This window comes from Ruegeria sp. BC7, assembly GCF_056539165.1.
Map to the genome: position 1 here is coordinate 63,486 of NZ_JBQFUL010000009.1, position 20,180 is coordinate 83,665.

General features: G+C 57.3%; 17 protein-coding genes. 7 read left to right on the forward strand and 10 right to left on the reverse strand.

Annotation, left to right across the window (positions count from 1 at the left end; translation table 11 throughout):
- The first annotated feature begins 3 nt into the window (after positions 1 to 3).
- From ACR0KS_RS17760 to ACR0KS_RS17790, 7 genes are all read left to right on the forward strand, one after another.
- Positions 4 to 1,152: a carbohydrate ABC transporter permease gene (locus ACR0KS_RS17760; protein ID WP_170415990.1), complete on the forward strand. Its 1,149-nt coding sequence runs from the start codon at positions 4 to 6 to the stop codon at positions 1,150 to 1,152.
- Between the two features lie 9 nt (positions 1,153 to 1,161).
- Complete coding sequence (locus tag ACR0KS_RS17765; protein WP_170415988.1) at positions 1,162 to 2,817, forward strand: alpha-glucosidase; 1,656 nt, start codon at positions 1,162 to 1,164, stop codon at positions 2,815 to 2,817.
- Positions 2,818 to 2,820: 3 nt separating this feature from the next.
- The gene (locus ACR0KS_RS17770) at positions 2,821 to 3,909 is read left to right on the forward strand and encodes a sn-glycerol-3-phosphate ABC transporter ATP-binding protein UgpC (protein ID WP_170563310.1); all 1,089 of its coding nucleotides are present in this window, start codon (positions 2,821 to 2,823) and stop codon (positions 3,907 to 3,909) included.
- 317 nt (positions 3,910 to 4,226) lie between these two features.
- Positions 4,227 to 5,351 (forward strand): extracellular solute-binding protein, encoded by a 1,125-nt coding sequence (locus tag ACR0KS_RS17775; RefSeq protein ID WP_170389218.1) that lies wholly within the window; start codon positions 4,227 to 4,229, stop codon positions 5,349 to 5,351.
- 118 nt (positions 5,352 to 5,469) lie between these two features.
- The gene (locus tag ACR0KS_RS17780) at positions 5,470 to 6,582 is read left to right on the forward strand and encodes an ABC transporter ATP-binding protein (RefSeq protein WP_170415983.1); all 1,113 of its coding nucleotides are present in this window, start codon (positions 5,470 to 5,472) and stop codon (positions 6,580 to 6,582) included.
- Between the two features lie 13 nt (positions 6,583 to 6,595).
- Positions 6,596 to 7,516, forward strand: a complete 921-nt coding sequence (locus ACR0KS_RS17785; RefSeq protein ID WP_170389216.1) for an ABC transporter permease — start codon at positions 6,596 to 6,598, stop codon at positions 7,514 to 7,516.
- The gene (locus tag ACR0KS_RS17790; protein WP_170415981.1) at positions 7,513 to 8,772 is read left to right on the forward strand and encodes an ABC transporter permease subunit; all 1,260 of its coding nucleotides are present in this window, start codon (positions 7,513 to 7,515) and stop codon (positions 8,770 to 8,772) included. The genes ACR0KS_RS17785 and ACR0KS_RS17790 overlap by 4 nt, the downstream gene beginning before the upstream one ends.
- 38 nt (positions 8,773 to 8,810) lie before the next feature.
- Here the strand turns inward: ACR0KS_RS17790 and ACR0KS_RS17795 are convergent, their stop codons facing one another.
- The 10 genes from ACR0KS_RS17795 to ACR0KS_RS17840 all read right to left on the reverse strand — a co-directional run bounded on the left by ACR0KS_RS17795 (position 8,811) and on the right by ACR0KS_RS17840 (position 20,064).
- Positions 8,811 to 10,730: a beta-galactosidase gene (locus ACR0KS_RS17795; RefSeq protein WP_170415979.1), complete on the reverse strand. Its 1,920-nt coding sequence runs from the start codon at positions 10,728 to 10,730 to the stop codon at positions 8,811 to 8,813.
- Positions 10,727 to 11,587, reverse strand: a complete 861-nt coding sequence (locus tag ACR0KS_RS17800; protein ID WP_170415978.1) for an SMP-30/gluconolactonase/LRE family protein — start codon at positions 11,585 to 11,587, stop codon at positions 10,727 to 10,729. Before ACR0KS_RS17800 ends, ACR0KS_RS17795 begins: the two co-directional genes overlap by 4 nt.
- Positions 11,584 to 12,189, reverse strand: a complete 606-nt coding sequence (locus ACR0KS_RS17805) for a 2-dehydro-3-deoxy-6-phosphogalactonate aldolase (RefSeq protein ID WP_170415975.1) — start codon at positions 12,187 to 12,189, stop codon at positions 11,584 to 11,586. Before ACR0KS_RS17805 ends, ACR0KS_RS17800 begins: the two co-directional genes overlap by 4 nt.
- Positions 12,186 to 13,079 carry a 2-dehydro-3-deoxygalactonokinase gene (locus tag ACR0KS_RS17810; RefSeq protein WP_170485896.1) on the reverse strand — a complete coding sequence of 298 codons (894 nt, stop codon included), beginning with the start codon at positions 13,077 to 13,079 and terminating at the stop codon, positions 12,186 to 12,188. Before ACR0KS_RS17810 ends, ACR0KS_RS17805 begins: the two co-directional genes overlap by 4 nt.
- 4 nt (positions 13,080 to 13,083) lie before the next feature.
- Entirely contained in the window at positions 13,084 to 13,851 is a 768-nt protein-coding gene (locus ACR0KS_RS17815) for an SDR family oxidoreductase (RefSeq protein WP_170563307.1), read from the reverse strand.
- A complete protein-coding gene (locus tag ACR0KS_RS17820) occupies positions 13,851 to 15,560 on the reverse strand; it encodes an IlvD/Edd family dehydratase (RefSeq protein WP_170563305.1) in 1,710 nt (569 codons plus the stop codon). The genes ACR0KS_RS17815 and ACR0KS_RS17820 overlap by 1 nt, the downstream gene beginning before the upstream one ends.
- A 13-nt stretch (positions 15,561 to 15,573) precedes the next feature.
- Complete coding sequence (gene melA / locus ACR0KS_RS17825) at positions 15,574 to 16,914, reverse strand: alpha-glucosidase/alpha-galactosidase (RefSeq protein ID WP_170415968.1); 1,341 nt, start codon at positions 16,912 to 16,914, stop codon at positions 15,574 to 15,576.
- A gap of 22 nt (positions 16,915 to 16,936) precedes the next feature.
- On the reverse strand, positions 16,937 to 17,785 hold the full coding sequence (locus tag ACR0KS_RS17830) for a carbohydrate ABC transporter permease (RefSeq protein WP_170389207.1): 849 nt from the start codon (positions 17,783 to 17,785) through the stop codon (positions 16,937 to 16,939).
- Between the two features lies 1 nt (position 17,786).
- Positions 17,787 to 18,710 (reverse strand): carbohydrate ABC transporter permease, encoded by a 924-nt coding sequence (locus ACR0KS_RS17835; RefSeq protein ID WP_170389206.1) that lies wholly within the window; start codon positions 18,708 to 18,710, stop codon positions 17,787 to 17,789.
- 94 nt (positions 18,711 to 18,804) lie between these two features.
- A complete protein-coding gene (locus ACR0KS_RS17840) occupies positions 18,805 to 20,064 on the reverse strand; it encodes an ABC transporter substrate-binding protein (protein ID WP_170563303.1) in 1,260 nt (419 codons plus the stop codon).
- Between the last annotated feature and the right edge of the window lie 116 nt (positions 20,065 to 20,180).

The following is a 20,180-nucleotide window of genomic DNA, read 5'->3' on the forward strand; positions in this document are numbered from 1 at the left end:
GTCATGAGCGATATTGCAGGAACCAAACCGGCGCTGCACTGGGTCGTCCATGCCTCAGTTGTCTTTTTGGTCGTGCTTTGGGTGGTGCCGACGCTAGGGCTGTTGATCTCATCCTTCCGAACGGCGGACCAGATCGCGACCAGCGGCTGGTGGCGGTCGCTGTTCCCATCTGAACAGAACCTGACATTGCGGTCTGCTGGGCCGGAAACTCAGGTGCAGGAAAACGGGATGTACGTGATTGAGGGCAACTTGTTTGATGCGGGCGCCAAGGCCACGATATCGAAATGGGGCGTCAGCTCGCGGGCCGTGGATGCGTTTGTTCCGGGTGAGATTGCCGAGATGCGCCGGGGTGGAACGATCACCGTGGACGCGCAAGGCAACTACAGGATGGAGAATCCCGACGAGTTTACCGGCAGCCGTGGTGCCCGTGTGTTCGTAACCGCCGAGTTGCCGCCCGAGTTCACATTGGCGAACTACCACAAAGTCCTGCTGGCCGAAGACAGTACCGACAGCATGGGGCGGGCCTTTTTCAACACATTGACCGTGACTATCCCGGCGACAATCATCCCTATTCTGGTGGCGGCCTTTGCAGCCTATGCGCTGGCGTGGATGGACTTCCCGGGCCGCGCCCTGCTAATCGCCGCCGTGGTTGGGTTGCTGGTGGTTCCGCTGCAGTTGGCGTTGATCCCGCTTCTGAAATTCCACCTGAATATCGGGATCGGCAAAGGGTATCTGGGCGTCTGGATGGCCCATACCGGGTTCGGGATGCCGCTGGCGATCTACCTGCTGCGCAACTACATGGCGGGGCTTCCGCGTGATCTGATCGAGAACGCGCGGGTCGACGGCGCGACCGAGTTTCAGATTTTCACCAAACTGATCCTGCCGCTCAGCTTCCCGGCACTGGCCTCCTTCGCGATCTTCCAGTTCCTGTGGACGTGGAACGATCTGCTGGTCGCCAAGGTCTTTTTGATCGACGCGTCTGGTCAGACCACCGTCATGACCAACCGGATTGTTGAGTTGTTGGGCACACGGGGCGGCAACTGGGAAATTCTGGCGACAGCGGCCTTCGTGTCGATTGCCGTACCGCTGATCGTTTTCTTTGCAATGCAAAAATACCTGGTCCGAGGCCTATTGGCCGGATCCGTCAAATAGAGGCGTCTGATGAACGTGCAGAACACTGTAGACACAACAAAAGCAACCCAAGCAGCCTCCGACTGGTGGCGCGGCGGCGTGATCTACCAGATCTATCCCCGCAGCTTTCAGGACAGCAATGGCGACGGAATTGGCGACTTGAAGGGGATCACGCAACGGCTGGGCTATATCGCCTCGCTTGGCGTTGATGCGATCTGGATTTCGCCGTTTTTCAAGTCTCCGATGAAGGATTTCGGGTACGATGTCAGCGACTACCGCGATGTCGATCCGATGTTCGGCACGATGGAGGATTTCAAAGAGCTGCTGGATCAGGCGCATGGTCAAGGGCTGAAAGTGATGATTGACCTCGTGCTGTCGCATACCTCGGATCAACATCCTTGGTTTAGCGAAAGCCGTATGAGCCGCGAGAACGCCAAATCCGATTGGTACGTATGGGCCGACCCGAAACCGGACGGGACACCGCCGAACAACTGGCTGTCGATCTTTGGTGGCTCGGCCTGGCAGTGGGACTCGCGGCGGTTGCAGTATTACCTGCACAACTTCCTGACCTCACAGCCGGATTTGAACTTCCATTGCCCGGACGTGCAGGACGCCTTGCTGGACGTGGCCCGGTTCTGGCTGGATTTGGGCGTCGATGGCTTCCGCTTGGACACGATCAACTTCTATTTCCACGATGCCCAGCTTCGCGATAATCCCGGTCTTCCGATGGACCAACGCAACGCCTCGATTGCGCCGATGGTGAACCCCTATAACCATCAAGATCACCTTTTCTCCAAGAGCCAATCCGAGAATATCGCTTTCCTTGAGCGCCTGCGCGCGTTGACCGACGAATATGACGGCCGCGCCTGTCTGGGTGAGGTCGGCGACGCACAACGCGGGCTTGAAATCATGGGCGAATACACATCCGGCGATAAGCGGATGCATATGTGCTATGCTTTCGAGTTTTTGGAAAAGCGCGCACTGACCGCGTCTTACGCTAAACAGGTATTCGACCAGTTGGGGGAAAAGGCCGGTGATGCATGGCCCTGTTGGGCGTTCTCGAACCACGACGTGCAGCGCCACGCCTCACGCTGGAGGCTAAGCGACTCGGCCATCCGGCAACACGCGGTTCTTATGATGTGCCTGCGGGGGTCGGCCTGTCTGTATCAAGGCGAGGAACTGGGCCTGCCCGAGGCGGATGTGGCATTTGAAGACCTGCAAGACCCCTACGGCATCGAATTCTGGCCGGAGTTCAAAGGCCGCGACGGGTGCCGCACGCCGATGGTTTGGGCAGCGCAGGACGAACACTCTGGATTCAGCAAAGGACGTCCCTGGCTTCCGGTCAGTTCGTCGCAAACCGAACGCGCCGTGGACCGGTTAGAGCAAGACCCCAAGTCGATGCTGCACCATTACCGTCAAGCGATTGCGCTGCGCCACGCGCATTCTGCATTGATGTCGGGTGCGCAAGTTCAGATGGTTCAATCCGGCTCGGCTCTTTCCTTTGTGCGTGAAGACCAAGGTGAGCAGGTGTTCTGTGCCTTCAATCTGGGTTCAGACCCGGCAGAGGTCGCCGTGCCGGACGGCAACTGGCGCGTTATCGGGGAGGAGTTGGGCAGTGTCGGCGGGTCAGGAGAACTGACCCTCGGCGCTGCTCAGTTCTGTCTGATGGTTCGGGAAAAGGGGTAGGTCATGTCGGAACTCAATCTCACGGATGTCGCAAAGACCTACGGCAGTATTGATGTCTTGAAGGATATCAACCTCGACATCGAGCGCGGCGAGCTGATTGTTTTCGTAGGGCCGTCCGGCTGTGGCAAGTCCACCTTGTTGCGCATGATTGCGGGGCTGGAAAAAATCTCGGACGGAACGCTGGAGATCGAGGGTCAGGTCATGAATGACGTGCCCCCGGCGCAGCGCGGTATTGCGATGGTGTTTCAGAGTTACGCGCTTTATCCCCACATGACCGTGCGCGAGAATATGACGTTTGCCCTCAAGATTGCCAAACTACCTGCCGACGAGGTCAACGCCGCCGTTGAGCGGGCTGCCCGTATTCTTCAGCTTGAGCCGTTTCTGGACCGTTTGCCCAAGGCGCTGTCGGGTGGGCAGCGTCAGCGGGTCGCCATCGGGCGGGCCATCGTGCGCGACCCTAAGGTCTATCTGTTCGACGAACCGCTATCTAATCTTGATGCGGCGTTGCGCGTGGCCACGCGGATTGAAATCGCGCGTCTGAAAGAGGCGATGCCCGACAGCACGATGATCTACGTGACCCATGATCAGGTTGAGGCAATGACTTTGGCCAGCCGGATTGTGGTTCTGGCCAACAAGGGGATTGCTCAGGTCGGTACTCCGCTAGAGCTGTATGAGACGCCGGACAACGAATTTGTCGCGCAGTTCATTGGCTCGCCGTCGATGAACCTGCTGCCCGGTGTCATCGTACAAACGGGTGCGACGACCGTTGTCGAGTTGGAAGCCGGTGGAACGATCACCAGCAGTATCGCGACCGAAGCAGAGGATCAGGGCAAACAGGTGAATGTCGGTATCCGGCCCGAAGATTTTGTTCCGAGCGACGCGGATGCCGCCTTTCAGGGGGTCGTGGACTTCACTGAAGCCTTGGGAGAGGTCACTTTGCTGTATTTCGAGAACCGCAAAGGGGCCGATTCCGTGATTGCCAAGTTGCAAGGTATTCAGCGCAACATGCGGGGGAAAACCGTTGCCCTTTCAGCCAGCCCGGACAAGGTGCATCTGTTCCACAATGGCACATCCATGCGCAAAAAGCCCTGATATCCCCGTCGATTACAGAATCGCACCTGTGGTCGGAGCGTGGTTCATACCCTTTCACGCAGCCCACAGAAGCGCCGCTGCCAAAATAAGCAGCAAACACAAGTTGCGTCCCTTGTTTGGGGCGCATTACGCTTTTTGAGGCAATCAGCATCAGCCCCTTTGTTTCATTGCACTACACTGCATATAAGCAGCTTCTCGTTTCCAAACTGGACTTATGAAAACTGGCAACTGTCACTTTTGGACTGACAGCCGGATCGCAAAGGTCTAGCCTGTATCCACAAAAACAAAAAAACGGATTTGCAACGGGAGTTATGACGATGACTAAACACCAAAACCTGTCCCGCCGGACGGTACTAAAAGGTGCGGGCGCGGCGGCGCTGGCGGCACCCCTTTACAGCAAAAGCGCGCTGGCCTCATCGGGTGAGATCAACATTCTGATGTGGTCTGACTACTTGCCGCCCAGTTTCCTGGAGGAGTTTGAAACTCTGACCGGGATCAAGGTGAACTACACCGGTATCGGGTCGAACGAAGAAATCATCAACAAGATGAAGGCCACCAAGGGTCAGGGCTTTGACATTGTCTCGCCCACCAACAACCGGTCCCTGCAGTGGGAGCCGCTGGAACTGTTGCAGCCCTTTGACATGAACAAGGTGCCGATTGATCTGGTGAACCCGGCGATGGCGGCGATCGGCACGGACGCCTGGAACTTTGCAGACAGCGGCGTTCACTGGCTGCCGCATATCTGGGGCACCGAAGGGATTGCTTACCGTACGGACCTGTGGCTGCCTGAAGGGGACGCGCCCTCATATGGCGATGTCTGGTCCGAAGAAAACGCCGGTAAGACCATGGGCCGCGCACACTCCATGATGCTGGGTGCGGGTCTGTATATGGAACGCGCGGGCGAGATGGAGCCGGGTTCCGTATGGGCGGCCTATGGTGACGAAGACACCATGCGTAAAGTCTGGGGTCAGATCACCGACTGGTGTGTCGAGCGCAAGAACCGGATCAAGCTGATCTGGAACGACGCGGATACCCAGAAAAACGGTCTGCTGAACGAAGGCGTCGTGGTCGGTCAAACTTGGGATGGTCCGCCGCTGGCACTGAAATCGGCAGGTGAGCCGGTGCACTATCAAGCTCCGGTCGAAGGTGCGATGGCTTGGGTTGATGGTATGGCAATGCCGACCGGCGCGGCCAATATCGATCAGGTTTACGCCTTTATCGACTTTGCTTACCAGGCGAAACCGGCTGGTGTCGCGATTGATAGCCATGGCTACAACTCGCCTGTTCTGGGTGCCGATCAGTATTCCGGCGATACCTACAAGAAGAACTTCGCCGAAGCGTATCCGGGCGACTCTCTGGCCAACCTGAACCCGTGGCCTGCCGAAGCACCATGGTACGCGGAAACCCGGACCGAGTTCGTCAACAAGTTCAAAAGCGCCTAATCGCGTTGAACTCAAGCCCTCCGCCACTGGGCGGGGGGTAGTCAAACCGCGCACTGATCAGGTGTGACGGATGCTTTTTCGGTGCGTTTTGCAAACGCACCAGACGGGGATACCTAAAATGAGTGCAGGGGTCGGTGTAGATCTTGAGAACCTGTGGATCCGTTTCGGTGACTTTGTCGCTGTGCGGGACGCCAATGTGAATATCAACGGGGGCGATTTCTTTTCGTTCCTCGGGCCGTCGGGATGTGGCAAGACAACAATCCTGCGCGCTGTGTCGGGTTTTCTGGACCCAAGTGAGGGCAGGGTCCTGATCGGTGGCAACGATATGCGTGGTATCGGTCCCAACAAACGCCCGACCGCCCTGATATTTCAAAACCTCGCGTTGTTCCCTCTTATGAAAGTTTGGGAGAACATCACCTTTTCGATGGAGATCAAAGGCTCCAGCGCGACGCAGCGCCGCAAGCGTGCGGACGAGTTGCTGGACATGATCGCTCTGCCCGGTCAGGGCGACAAGCTGCCAAGCGAACTGTCCGGTGGGCAACGTCAACGCGTTGCGATTGCACGGGCGCTGTGTGCCGAACCCGACGTGTTGTTGCTGGATGAGCCGCTTTCGGCACTGGACCTCAAATTGCGCCAGCACATGCGGACTGAATTGCGAGAGATTCAGCAGCGTGTTGGCATCACATTCATCTATATCACCCACGATCAGGGTGAGGCTCTGACCATGTCGGACAATATTGCCGTCATGCGGGCCGGAGTGATTGACCAGATCGCTGACGGCAAGACGATTTACAACGATCCCAACACGGCTTTTGCTGCGTCATTTGTTGGTGAAAACAATGTGTTCCGGGGCAAGATCAAACAGATCATGGGGACGGAAGCACTGATTGCAACGAACCGTTCCGGCGATCTGGTTGCGCGGATATCCAGCGCCAATCAGGGCAAGGTGAAAGAAGGCGATGAGGCGATGATGTTCATCCGCCCCGAGGCGTTCGCCATCGCACCCGAAGGCGCATCTGGCAACCATTTCGTGACGGCGCGGGTCAACCACGAAGAGTTTGAGGGCAACGTGTTCAACATCTTCACCGAAGGTGAAGGCGGCAAAGAGATCAAAGTGTCGATCCCGAACCACGGACAATCCTTCCAAGACCACACCGGACAGAACATCACGCTGGAATACGAGACCCAAAACGCGGTTCTGGTCCCGGCGGGTGAACTGGCTGCGGAATAAGAGGGTCGGAAACATGCCCAAATTCCTCAAGGAGTTTTTCAATCGCAACGGCACCGGGATGGGGCTGGCGATATTGGGGCTGGTCCTGTTCTGGACCATCGGCCTGATTATCCTGCCGCAACTCTCGATGTTGGACTTTTCGTTCCGTCCGAACCTGCCGCCGCCGGAAATTGGCGGACCAAAGGACGTTTATACGCTCGAGAACTACAAATACCTGATTTACGGCCCGGAAGGGGGATCTCAGGACTACAATTCGGTCGACCTGAGAGTGTTCTTCAGAACGTTGCTCGCGGCTGTCTGCGTGACTATTTTCAACCTGATCATCTGCTATCCGATCGCCTACTATCTGGGGCAGTCCAAGGGTAGTCATATTCGCATTTTCGCGATCATGCTGATCATCCCTTACTGGATCAACGAAATCCTGCGTGCGTTCGCGTTACGGATCATCTTTGGCGAGACCGGAGTTCTGAACACCCTGTTCATGGGTCTGGGGATCTGGGACACGCCCTTTGACTTTATCCGCAACGACATCGCCCTCTATGCGGGTCTTGGATATGCCTACATCCTGCTGATGATTTTCCCGATCTACAACGTGATCGAAAGCCTCGATCACAACCAGATCGAGGCTGCGCGCGATCTGGGCGCGCCTTGGTGGAGGATTCACTGGCGCGTGGTTATTCCCTACGCCAAGCCGGGCATCAGTTCGGGCTGTACAATGGTCTTCATGCTATCCGCTGGTGCCCTTGCCGCGCCGCAGATTCTGGGCGGCCCGTCCAGCCTGTGGTTTACGCAACTGATCTATCAGCAGTTCAACGACAACAATGACTGGCCGCAAGGTGCCGCCTACGCGATCGTGCTGCTTGTGACCTGTATCTTGTTCGTTCTGGCCATAATGCGCCTGTTCAAGGTGAACATGGGGGATATTGGGAAATGAACCTCTCTTTCCTTCGTGTAAGCATCTGGGTCTACCTGGCCCTTTTCTTCCTGTACCTGCTTGGTCCGCTTGTGATCATGTCGGTTACGGCATTCAATTCATCCGCCTTCCCGCGGATGACTCCGTGGGAGTGTCTGACCTTTCAGTGGTTCGGCGATCTGTTTCAGGATCAGCGTATTCTGAACGGGATCAAGAACTCGTTGATCATCGGTGCGGGAACGGTCGTTCTATCGGTTGCGATGGGGCTGGCGGGCGCGCTGATGCTGACCCAGATATGGCCCAAGCTGCGTGCGACGTATTACACGATCATCATTGCCCCAATCCTGATCCCGGGCGTGGTTCTGGGTATCTCGACGCTGGTATTCTGGGACCGGATCAATCGGATGCTGGGGCTGGGCGCAGATAGCGTATTGTCAAACGGGGTTTTCCTGACTGTGATCGGTCAGTCCACTTTTATCGCAAGCTATTGCATGCTGGTTCTGGTGGCGCGGCTACAGCGATACGACATCGCGCTGACCGAGGCAGCTTTGGACCTTGGTGCAACGCACGCGCAGGCATTTCGCAAGATCTTGCTTCCGTTCATGCGGCCCGCGATCGCGTCGGCGGCTGTGCTTGCGTTCCTTGCATCGTTTGAGAACTACAACACGACCACCTTTACCTTTGGCGAATATCCGACACTGACGATCGAGCTGGCGCAGAAAGTGCGCTATGGCATCACGCCGTCGATCTCGGCACTGGCCTTCATTATCGTGGCGCTGACCGTGTTCTTTGCCCTGCTGAACGAGGCCAAGTTGAAGCGTCAGGAACTGGTTGCAGCCGCGCGCAAGAATGCCACGGTCGAGGAACTGGCAGGGAAGATCAAACTGCCCAGCTTCTTTGCCGGCAATATGGCCGCCGTGCTTCTGGTCGTGTTTGCCGTTGCCACGATTACCGTGGTCGGCACTGCGACCGCGTACAACCCGGCCCAGTGCATCGCCAATGTCAAAGAGGAAAAACGTCTAGAAGCCGAACAGCGTATCCAAGAGCTGCGTAAGCAGCGCGAGGAACAGCGCAAAAAGCGTGAGGCTGAGGAGGCTGAACAAGGCGACGCGGGGCAATCGGCGCCGAAGCCTTCAAACAACAGCGGCTTTGGCAACGTGTTTGCGCCGAACACATTGGGCAACGAGGAAGAAGAAAGTCAGGACACCGAAACGCAGCCGTCAAATAACGGTGGGTTCGGTGGCGTATTCGACCCAAACAGCCTTAAATCTGAATAACTGGAGAGCCTGATAAAGGCCGACTGCGCCCGGAGAGATTACCCCTCTTCGGGCGCATTTTTTGTCAATATGGCAACGTCGCACGCGTTGATCTTTGTTCCGTTCCATTCCACGGGGGTCGCGTTGTAGTTGATCAGGAACGTATGGCCCTTGGTGTCTCGCCGACGAAGGCCGTCGGGCATCGGGTGCAACGCCAATCCCACTTGTTGCGAGGCCATATTGATCACGCGATCCCAAAGCGCCTCATCCGGGAAGCCCGCCAGATACCAAAACCCGTTTTCGCCTTTCAGGGCAGAGGTGCCATCCTCAAAGGTCAGCAGATCGGACGCTGTCCCGGACAAACGGTCAACCCAGTGCTGGGCTGCGCCGCCACCGTCGACGTTGCGCTTTATTGACGGGGGCAGCGTCTCAACCAGATCGACATCACAGTCCAAACCCGACAGGCCTGGGCGTCCTGTTTTCGGAATTTGGAAATCCGGCGTGATCGCCCCTGTGCGCGGGCCGAGGACAGCCAGATCACATCCTTTGTTCAGGCTGGTCTCGAGGTCGGTGTCCACACTCGCCAGACCCGGCGCAAGGATCACTTTGTAAGCGTTCTCGGGGATATTGTCCGAGGATAGAAAATCGACTGAAAGCCCAGCACGCCGCAGCGCGCGGTAGGCCGAGAACACGAGGCGGAAATAATCGAAACCAGCACCTTGTGGTTGTGTCGCCCAAGCCCAGTCCGACGCATAGTCGAAGACGATCGCAACATCAGCCTTACTCTGTTGGACGTCACCCAGTTGGGACAACACATCACAGGTTTGCCGCGCCTCAGACAAGGCCGGAGCCGGGCGGTTGTTCGGTGTCAACAACCCTGCGTGCATCTGCTCTTGTGCGAACGGAGCCTGCCGCCACCGGAAATAACTGACCACTTCGGCACCATGTGCCACGGCTTCCAGCGACCACAGCCGCACCATACCCGGCAGGGGTGCCGGATTGTACGGAGCCCAATTCACCGGACCGGGTTGCTGTTCCATGACCCACCAGCGACCATGTCCAACCGTGCGGTAAAGGTCGTGATGAAACGCCTGCATGTCGGGGTCACCCTGTTGCAGAAAGGCAGCCTTATGTGCTTCGTCAGCCTCAAGCCGGTCGGAAAGAAACCCAATCGGGTAGCTGTCCCATGTCGCGATATCCAGATCGGCCCCGACTTTGAAATGGTCAAAGTCCAGAATCCGCCCCATGTAATTATGTAAGAGGGGCGCGTTTGTCAGTGGGCGCAGCGCATCAACCTGCGCCTTGTTGAACTCTACCACCTGATCAGAGCTGAACCGACGAAAGGCCAGAACATGTGCCGGGTTTGGTTCTGTCACGGTCAGATTTGGCAGGTCGATCTGGTCAAACCCATCATATTCCATCGACCAAAAGACATTGCCCCAAGCAGAGTTCAACGCATCAATGGTGCCGTATTGGTCCTCAAGCCAGTTCTGAAATGCGACCAAGGCAGGGTCGCTGTAGCTGAGTGTCGTATCATGACAGCCATATTCATTATCGATCTGCCACGCGGCGATATGGGGGTTGCCCCCGTAACGCTCGCCCATGATCCGGGCAATGCGTGCGCATTCGGCAATATAGCCTTTGTGGCTGAAACAATAATGACGGCGCGATCCAAATTTTCGCGGTCGCCCCTGCGCGTCTACAGCCAACATGTCGGGGTGCTTTTCCTGCATCCAACGCGGCGGCGTCGCAGTCGGCGTGCCCATCACAACCTTCAGCCCCGCAGACCCGAGTATTTCCACAGCGCGATCCAGCCAGTCAAAGCGCAAATCTCCGGGGGTTGGCTCGATCCGGCTCCAGGCAAACTCACCGATCCGAACCCAACTCAGACCGGTTTCGATCATGCACGCGGCGTCGTCGGCCCACATTTCTTCGGGCCAGTGTTCGGGGTAATAGCAAACTCCAAGTTCTGGCTTCATAGGATAACTCTGGGTTCTGGCTGGCCTTTGCCGACATCGCTAGCTGCAAAAGTCATACCGTTGGAAGGTTGTTCTTTAAGAGCTGTTTCGCCCAGACCCTCACGCGCAGTTGTACAGAACAAGGTTGTAAAGTCAGGTCCGCCAAATGCAGGGCAGGAAACATGCGCGGCCTCAAAAGTCTGCGCTTTCAGAAACCGGCCTTCGGGACTGTATGCTGCGACCCGGTGTGCGCCCCATTGTGCTATCCAGATGTTGCCGTCGACATCAACGACAGCTCCGTCCGGGTTCAACTTGTCTGCGCGTAAGTCCAGAAAAACGGAACTGCGCCCTTCGGGCCAGCCGGTTTCAGGGTCCAGTGACCAGCGCATGACTTGTTGTGTCATCGTGTCCGTGTAGTAGGCGCAGGATCGGTCCGGCGCGAAACAGATTGCGTTCGAGATGGTGATGCCGCTGGTAAGCCTGCGCAATTCCCCGTTCCAAAAGCGATAGATCGAACCCGCGCCCGGTTCGGCGTTCTTGCCCATTGTCCCGATCCAAAACCCGCCCCAAGGATCGGCGCGTCCGTCGTTCGAGCGGGTGACTGGATTTTCGGCTTCCAGTGGAAGGATCAACTCTTTATCGCCGCTGTTCAGATCATATCGCCAAAGCCCGGTTTCTGATGCGATCAGCAGGGTGTCGCGATCCACCCATCCGGCGGCAGATACGTGTTCGGAAAACTGCCAATAGTGCTGTTTCCCCTGCAGCCGTGACATCAGACATTTGTTGACGATATCGAACCAGAAAAGCTGCTGTCGCCCAGGGTGCCACAGCGGACCCTCGCCAAGCTCGCAAGGACGGTCGTCAAAGACATAGCTCATCCAGCTGCCTCATCATAAGCCGAAACGATCCGTGTTGCCCGGTCTGCGACTTCGGTCACGTTCATGCCCGGCTTAAAGAGCGCAGATCCAATGCCGAAACCGTCCGCGCCTGCCTTGATCCACTCTGCAAAATTCTCGGGACCGGCCCCTCCAACCGCAAAGATCAATGTGCCTTTCGGCAGGACCGGCCGCATTGCTGCCAAGCCTTGTGGTCCTGCCATCACGCCGGGAAACAGTTTCAGCCCTGTCGCTCCGGCCTTGAGCGCTGCGAAAGCCTCGGTCGGGGTATAAACACCGGGCCAGCTTTGCATGTTCAAAGAAACCGACCGGTGGATAACTTCGGCATCAAAATTGGGAGAAACGACAAGCTGACCGCCAACATCGGCCACCTGCTGCACCTCTTGCGGTGTCAATACGGTGCCTGCGCCAATCAACGCCTTGTCTCCGCACTGATCGGCCAGGATTCCTATGCTGTCTAAGGGGTTGGGAGAGTTTAGAGGAACCTCTATCCTGTCTATGCCCGCGTCTATAAGCGCGTGTCCGATTGCAGCGGCTTCGGTCGGCTTCAGCCCGCGTAGGATGGCGATAATTGGGCGGCTCATACGGTTTGCCTCGTAAGGTTTCGGGCCCGCATCAGACCCGCCAAAGTGGATTGGGTGCTGTTGACAATCTCAACGAATGCCCCCTGTTTTTCGAGTGCGCTGGCATAAACGTCAGATATTTCCCGAGCTCCGATGATCACGATCTGCTGACCCAGCCAATACGGGCGGGTCGCGGCCAGTTCAGCGCCGATCAGGAAACCTGACAGCCGTGAGCGGGCGACAATCGGGTCGTCTCCGCGCAAGAGGTCAGCCGCCCGCAAGCCAAACAGACGGGCGGCAAGCTGTTCGGGTTTGGACAGCGTGTCGGCGACAGCATCGGAAAAGGCGTTGTCGTCCCATCCTTCCCCGATTGAGTGCTTCAGTACGGATTGTCCGCGTAGCAGCTCAAACATCTCGCCAGTCATGAAGGTGCGAAAACTGACGACTTCGTCCGCACTGATCTGAACCCACTTGGTGTGAGTTCCAGGAAGACAAATGACCCCGTCCCAGTTTTGTCGGCTCGCCAGAAATCCGGCGATCTGCGTTTCTTCGCCGCGCATGACATCGGGCGGAGCGTTCTGTTTCAACCCCGGCACAACAAATGCTCTAATTCGGGGATCAGTGTCGGGCACGCGGATTGGTGCAGCGGGAAGTGGGGCGACAGGAACGGCAGAATAGGGAGCCTCAACCCAGCCTTGTCTTGCCCCGACCATGCCGCACGCGACAACGTCGGTCGGAGAGCTGCCCAGCCAACCTTCGATCAACGCAAGCAGCGCGGATTGAAATTTGTCCCTCGACAGTTTCGCCATGCCCTGATCGGAATGTGCCTGATCCAGGATCGTTTCACCCTGCATCGCCCAAACCCGTAGATGAGAGGTTCCCCAGTCTGCCGCGATCCACTCAATATTCATTGCGCTACCCCGTCACCACTACGCCACCATCGACAACCATGCATTGCCCTGTCATCGCGCGGCTGGTTTGGGACGCCAGAAACAAGGTTGGCGCAATCATGTCTTCTGGCGTCAGGTGTTCCTTGAGGCATTGCCGGTCCATATGCGCGGCCAGATCCTCGGGCGTTGCCCACACGTCCAACTGCTTTTGCGTCAACACCCATCCGGGCGCCAGCGCGTTTACCCTGATGTTCTGCGGGCCCAACTCACGCGCCAGAGAACGGGTCATCCCGGTAATTCCAGCGTTTGAGGTCGTGTAAATTGGATAACCGGCGTTGCCCATCATGTAGCTGATTGAGCTGAAATTGATGATCGACCCGCCCTTGTCCTGCATCTGTCGGGCGGCCTCCTGACAGGCAAAGTAATATGCCTTGAGGTTCACCTCGATCATCCAGTCCCAGAATTCGGTCGTGGTTTCTTCTAAGGAGTGGCGTTTGTCGTTGGCGGCGTTATTCACGAGCACGTTGATTGGGCCGTATTCCTCGGCGGCTTGGTTCATCGTCGCGTGCAGCAACTCGGTATCCGTCATGTCGCCCTGCATGAACAAGGGCGCGCGACCGTGTTTGTCGCGCATCTGCTCGACAAACACGGCGGCGTCAGAGCGGCCGATAAAGGCAACATTGGCACCCTGAGCCATAAACCCATCGGTCAGCGATGCGCCGACTCCCGATCCGCCACCAGTGATGTAGACAGTGGCCCCGTTCAGGTCGTGAAAAGTGGCAGGTTGGTCCATCAATGACTCTCTCTGGTAACTAAGCGGGTGTCCTTGCCGACAAGGAAATCAAGGTCGGCACCCTGATCGGCCTGCAACACGTGATCAATGTAAAGTTTAGCGTATCCGCGAGTGTAATGCGGTTCGTCCGGTTGCCAAGCTGCGCGGCGCGCGTCCAGTTCATTTTGGTCGACCAACAGCTCTAGCTCGCCTTTGCGGGCGGACACGCGAATACGGTCGCCGGTTTTGACCAGCGCCAGCGTGCCACCCGCCTGTGCTTCGGGACTGACATGCAGAATGACGGTGCCAAAAGCCGTGCCAGACATGCGCGCATCCGAGATACGGATCATGTCGCGTACGCCCTCTTTTACCAATTTGGCAGGGATCGGCATGTTGCCTACTTCGGGCATCCCCGGATAGCCCTTGGGACCGCATCCCTTGAGGACCAGAATGGTCTCGGGTGTCACCGGCAGGTCTTCGCGGTCAATATTGGCTTTCAAGTCTTCGATGTTTTCAAAAACATAGGCTTCTGCCTCGGTCTCCAGCAATTCATCCGTAGCGGCCGAGGGTTTCACAATCGCTCCGTTCGGTGCCAGATTACCGCGAAGTACGCGCAGCCCTGCCGCGGGTTTCACAGGATCATCAAAGCCGTGGATCACATCGCGGTTAAAACATTCCGCCCCTTCGTAATGGGCCGAGATGTCCTTGTTCAGCACGGTTTTCGCGGGTCGCAGAAAGGGTTTGAGTTCATTCAGAACGACCGGCACACCACCGGCGTAGCAGAAATCTTCCATCAGGTATTTGCCCGAGGGCATACAGTTCACCAACAAGGGAATTTCTGACCCGATCTCAAAATCTTTCAGCGACAGATCCACTCCGACACGACCGGCAAGGGCTAACAGGTGCACGACCGCATTGGTCGAACCGCCGACTGCCGCATTGGTCAGGATGGCGTTTTCAAACGCTTCTTTGGTCAGGATGTCCGACGGCTTCAGGTTTTCGTCCACCATCTCGACAATCCGTTTGCCGGTCAGATGCGCCAGCGCCATGCGCCGCGCGTCAACTGCGGGCAGGGCGGCGTTGGTAGGCAGGCTCATCCCCATCGCCTCAACCAATGAGGCCATGGTCGAGGCCGTGCCCATCGTCATGCAGACACCCGCGCTGCGCGACATGCCGGATTCAGCGTTCATGAAATCCTGCAACGTCATCTCTCCGGCGCGCACGGCTTCGGAGAATTTCCAGACATCCGTGCCCGACCCGATGTCCTGCCCCCGATACTTGCCGTTCAGCATCGGGCCAGAGCTGACCACGATGGACGGCAGATCGACCGAGGCCGCACCCATCAACTGCCCCGGCGTGGTCTTGTCGCAGCCGCCCAGCAGGACGACACCATCGATGCCATAAGCGCGGATGGATTCCTCGACATCCATCGCCAGCAGGTTGCGGAACAACATGGCCGTGGGCTTCATCTGCGTCTCGCCCAGCGACATGACGGGGAATTCGACGGGAAATCCTCCGGCTTCCCACACGCCGCGTTTCACGCCCTCGGCCAGATCGCGCAGGCCCGAGTTGCAGGGGGTCAGTTCCGACCATGTGTTGCAGATGCCGATGATGGGGCGGCCATCAAAAGCGTGATCGGGAAAACCCTGGTTCTTCATCCACGAGCGGTGGATGAATCCGTCCTTGTCCAGCTTTCCGTACCAGTGTTCCGAGCGGCGTTTCTTGGTCATAGGATTTGCCCCTTCAAGCAGCTTTGGCGGGCTGGCACCAGTCAGGCAGCCAATCAGCATGGGCGGTCAGAAGGTCGCTGACCATGTTTCGGATTTGTCGGAGGTCCAGTTCGGCGGCGGTATGCGGGTCCATCATCGCAGCGTGATAGATAAACTCCGGGTTTTGTTCGACCAAAGCCCGAACGGTCAGTTCCTGCACGTTGATCTGAGTGCGCATCAGCGCAACCAGTTGCGGCGGTATATCTGCTACGACAGAAGGCTGAACGCCGTTGCTGTCCACGAGGCAAGGGGTCTCAACTGCTGCGCCAAGCGGCAATTGCGGTATCTGTCCTGTATTGGGCAGGTTGCCGTAGGCCACATAGGGTGTGTCCGTGACAATCGCGTTCATCAGGTCGGCGGCAAATTCGTGGCTGCGCTCTACTGTGATGTTACGGCCATCGGTAAGCGTTTTGGCCTGTTCTTTCCAACTGGCGACCTGTTCCTCGCAACGTGTCGGATACTCGTCCAGCGGAATCCCGAACTGGTCAATCAGGTCCTGTCGTCCCTCTTTGATGAACCAAGGGACATACTCGGCCAGATGCTCTGAGCTTTCGGTGCAGAAATAGCCCAAGTGATCCATCACTTCGTATCGCACCTTGTTCGGGCACCGTGGCATCAGCAAAGGGGGCTTTGGCAACCGCCCACTGGCATAGCCCTGACGAAGCGCCGGGTAGAGGTCGCGCCCTTCGTGCTCCAACCGCAAGAAAAAGGCGACGTGGTTTACGCCTGCAACCTTGTATCGGATGTCATGCTTGGGCAGGTCCAGATCATGCGCCAGTTCCTCGACCGTGTTCTGGACCGAATGGCACAGACCCACGTGTTTCAGAGCTGGAAACCGCTCGGCCAGCGCCCAGGTGTTGATCGCCATCGGGTTGACGTATTGCAGCAATGTCGCATTGGGACAAAGCTGCATCATGTCCTGCGCGACGTCCCAAAGCACGGGTACCGTGCGCAGACCACGCATTATGCCTCCGACGCCCAGCGTGTCGGCGATGGTCTGGCGCAGGCCGTATTGTTTCGGGATTTCAAAATCAGTGACCGTGCAGGGTTTGTAGCCGCCCACCTGAAACGCGGTGATCACGAAATCCGCGCCGTCGAGGGCCGCCCGTCGGTCTGTGTGGGTGGTGACCGTCGCGCCCGTTCCGACCGATCGGATCATGGCCTTTGCAACAGTTTCGCTTTCGGCCAGCCGCTCTGCGTCGATGTCCATCAGCGCAAAGTGGCTGTCCGCCAGGGATGGGGTAAGCAGCGCATCGCCCACGATGTTACGCATGAAAATCGTGGAGCCTGCTCCAACGAATGCAATCTTGGTCATTTTGCAAACCTTTGGTTTGGCGTTATTTTACGGCACCGAGGGTCAGCCCCGCGATGAAGTGTTTCTGCATGAGAAAGAACATGGCGACCGGAGGCAGAGCGGCCACGATCGAACCAGCACTCATTAACTGGTAGGCGGCCCGAAACTGCGCATTGAAACTGGTGATACCTGCAGTGACCGGCTGGCTTTCGGCCCCTTGGGTCAGGACGACGGCCCAGAAATAGTCGTTCCAGATGAAGGTAAAGATAAGCACGCTCAGCGCCGCAATCGCCGGTTTCATCAGTGGCAGGACGACGTACCAGAAGATACGCCATTCGCTGATACCCTCGACCCGGGCTGCTTCGATCAACTCGAACGGAAGGGCGCGGATAAAGTTGCGCATGAACAGGGTGCAAAAGCCTGTTTGGAACGCGATGTGGAACAGGACGAGGCCGGTTTTGGTGTTGTACAGGCCCAGTTGCAGCGTCAGGTCGCGTACTGGAACCATCAGAATCTGGAACGGTACGAAATTGCCCGCCACGAACATGAAGAAAATCCAAAGATTCGATCTGAACTTGTAAATCCCCAGCGCGAACCCGGTCATGCAGCTAAGGGCAACGGCCCCGATCACGGTTGGGATTGTGATCAGGAACGAGTTCAGCAGATACCGCGGCATGTCCGAGTTGAAGAAGACCTGCCCATAGTTGAACGCGCCCTCGAAACTGGAGGGCATGCCCCAGTAGTTCGCATTGGTAAAGTCCGCAGCCGGTTTGACCGAAAACAGGGCGACGGCCAGCAACGGCCCCAGCCACAGCAGAAGGGCAAGCGGCAACATGGCCTGATACGAAATCTGTGCCGCGCGAGATTGTTTTTCGATAGGTTTGGGAAACATCTCAGTGCCCTCTCTCTTCGCGGTACATCGACCACAGGAAATAGGCGATGAAGCAGAGCATGATCAGGAACAGGATCACCGCGATGGCCGCGCCGTACCCCATGCGGAAACCGTATTCGGACAGCGCGACCTCAAACATGTAATAGGCCAGCACACGGGACGAACCGAACGGCCCCCCCTGTGTCATGATTGAGATCAGGTCAAACGACCGCAATGCGCCGATGATTGTAACGACAAAGGCGATGAAGGTGGCCGGGCGCAGTTGCGGCAGGATGATGTGCCACAGCATCCGTCCACCTTTGGCTCCGTCCAGACGTCCGGCCTCGATCTGTTCGGGGTCCACCGCGTTCAGGCCAGTCAGATAGAGGATCATGCAATACGCCGTTTGCGGCCAGAGGCCCGCGACGATGATGCCATAGGTGACGAACCGTTCATCCCCCAGAACATTCAACGGTCCGAGGCCAAAGAAGCCCAGAAATTCGTTCAGAAGCCCGAATGTCGGGTCATAGAACCATGTGAAAACCAGCCCGACGACGACCTGCGAAATCACGAAGGGAAAGAAAAACAAGGATTTGTAAAGCCGGATGCCCCAAACCGTCTGGTTCAGGAATAGCGCGATGAACAGGCCCGCCGGGATGGCCGCCAGATAAAGGAGCAGCCAGATCAGGTTGTTCTTGAGCGATACGAAAAAAGCATCCCGGTCGACCCATTCCCAATACAGGTCTTCGTAGTTGCGAAAGCCGACATATTCGGCCGCGCCAAGCCCGTCCCATTCGTAAAGTGACAAGTTGAAGGACTGAAAGACCGGGATGATCACGTAAACCATAAAGAACAACAGGCCGGGGGCCAGAAACAGCCAAGGCGCGATGCGTTGTTGGTTTCGGTGGAACCAGCTTTCTTGTTCCGGGGTGTCGACAGCGGACATAGGGTATCTCGGGTCTGGTGGGGCGAGGGCGGGCTGATGCCCGCCCTACAATTGAGGGTGACGTAGGCCGGGCTTCAGCCCGGCCCATGCCGGATCAGTTGTCGTAGATACGCTGACGCGCGCGCTCGAGCTTGGCGAGGATCTGGTCGGCGTTGTCAGGTTTTACCATGAATTCTTGGAAACCTTCCATCGACACCTTGGCCATTTCAGCCGGTGCGTCACGGTCCCAGAACTGGGCCACACCGCCGGGGCTGTTTGACGAAAGCATCTCGAAGCCTTGGTTCAGGAATTTGTCGTTGTCGACCGAAGACTTGGCATTGACCGGGAGCTGTCCAAGGTTCGAGCCGTTGTTGATTTCGGTCTGTTCGTCAGCCGAAACAACGAACCGCAGGAATTCCCGCGCGGCTTCTTTGTTGGACGCGTTTGCTGGGATGTGGAACGTATCGGTCGGTGCGTCTTCTGCCAGTTCAACATCGGGGTTGATGGCAACGAACTGGTAGAAGTCGAGTTGATCGTTGCTGAGACCGGCCTCACGCAGCGGTGCGACAGCGAAGTTGCCCATCAGATAGGCGGCAGCTTCACCATTCACCATAAAGGGCAGGGCTTCCTGCCAGCTATAGGTCTGGTGGTTGTCGATGAAAGCGCCCATATCGATCAGCTGTTTCCAGTTCGCGAAAGTCTGTTTGACGCGATCGTCTTCCCAACTGACTTCGCCATTGGCCAGTTGCTGGTGGAAGTCGAAGCCGTTGGTACGCATGTTCAGATAGTCGAACCAGCCACCCGCGGTCCAAAGGAACTTTGTCCCGATCGTATAGCAGGCACGGCCTGAATCGACGATTTTCTGGCAGTTTGCCAGTTCTTCTTCCCAGGTGGTCGGCTCGGACAGGCCCAGCTCATCAAAGATGTCTTTGCGGTAGTAAACGCCCCACTGGTAGTAGGTATAGGGCACGCCCCACTGCTTACCGTCGATGGTCATCGCGCCTTTGGTCGATGCGAGGTTGTCGGCGATCTCGGGCTCGGCCCACAGATCGGACACGTCCTCGAACAGGCCGGCCTCGACATATGGCTTCATTCGGTTGGCTGCATACCAGGTTGCGACGTCCGGCGTGTCCGCGGTTAGAAAGTTGCGGATCTGCGTCTTGTATGCCTCGCGGTCTATGACGGTTGTTTCGATAGCAAGGTCCGGGTGCTGCGCCTGAAACCGCTCGATCATCGCTTCCATCGTCGCGCGTGGCGCCGGGTTCGACGTATCGAGGAAAATTCGCAGTTCACCAGTCAGCTCGGCGGCTGCCGGAACAGCAAGTGCAACGCTCATGGCCAGCGCGGCCGTAGTGCGCTTGTAGATGGAATGCATGGTTTCCTCCCTTAGCTTCCATTCAGTTCCAAATATTGAAACCAAGTTTTATATATTGAAAACTACACATCGAATCGGTTACGCTTGTCAAGACCCTCGTGCCAATGGACGTGGGT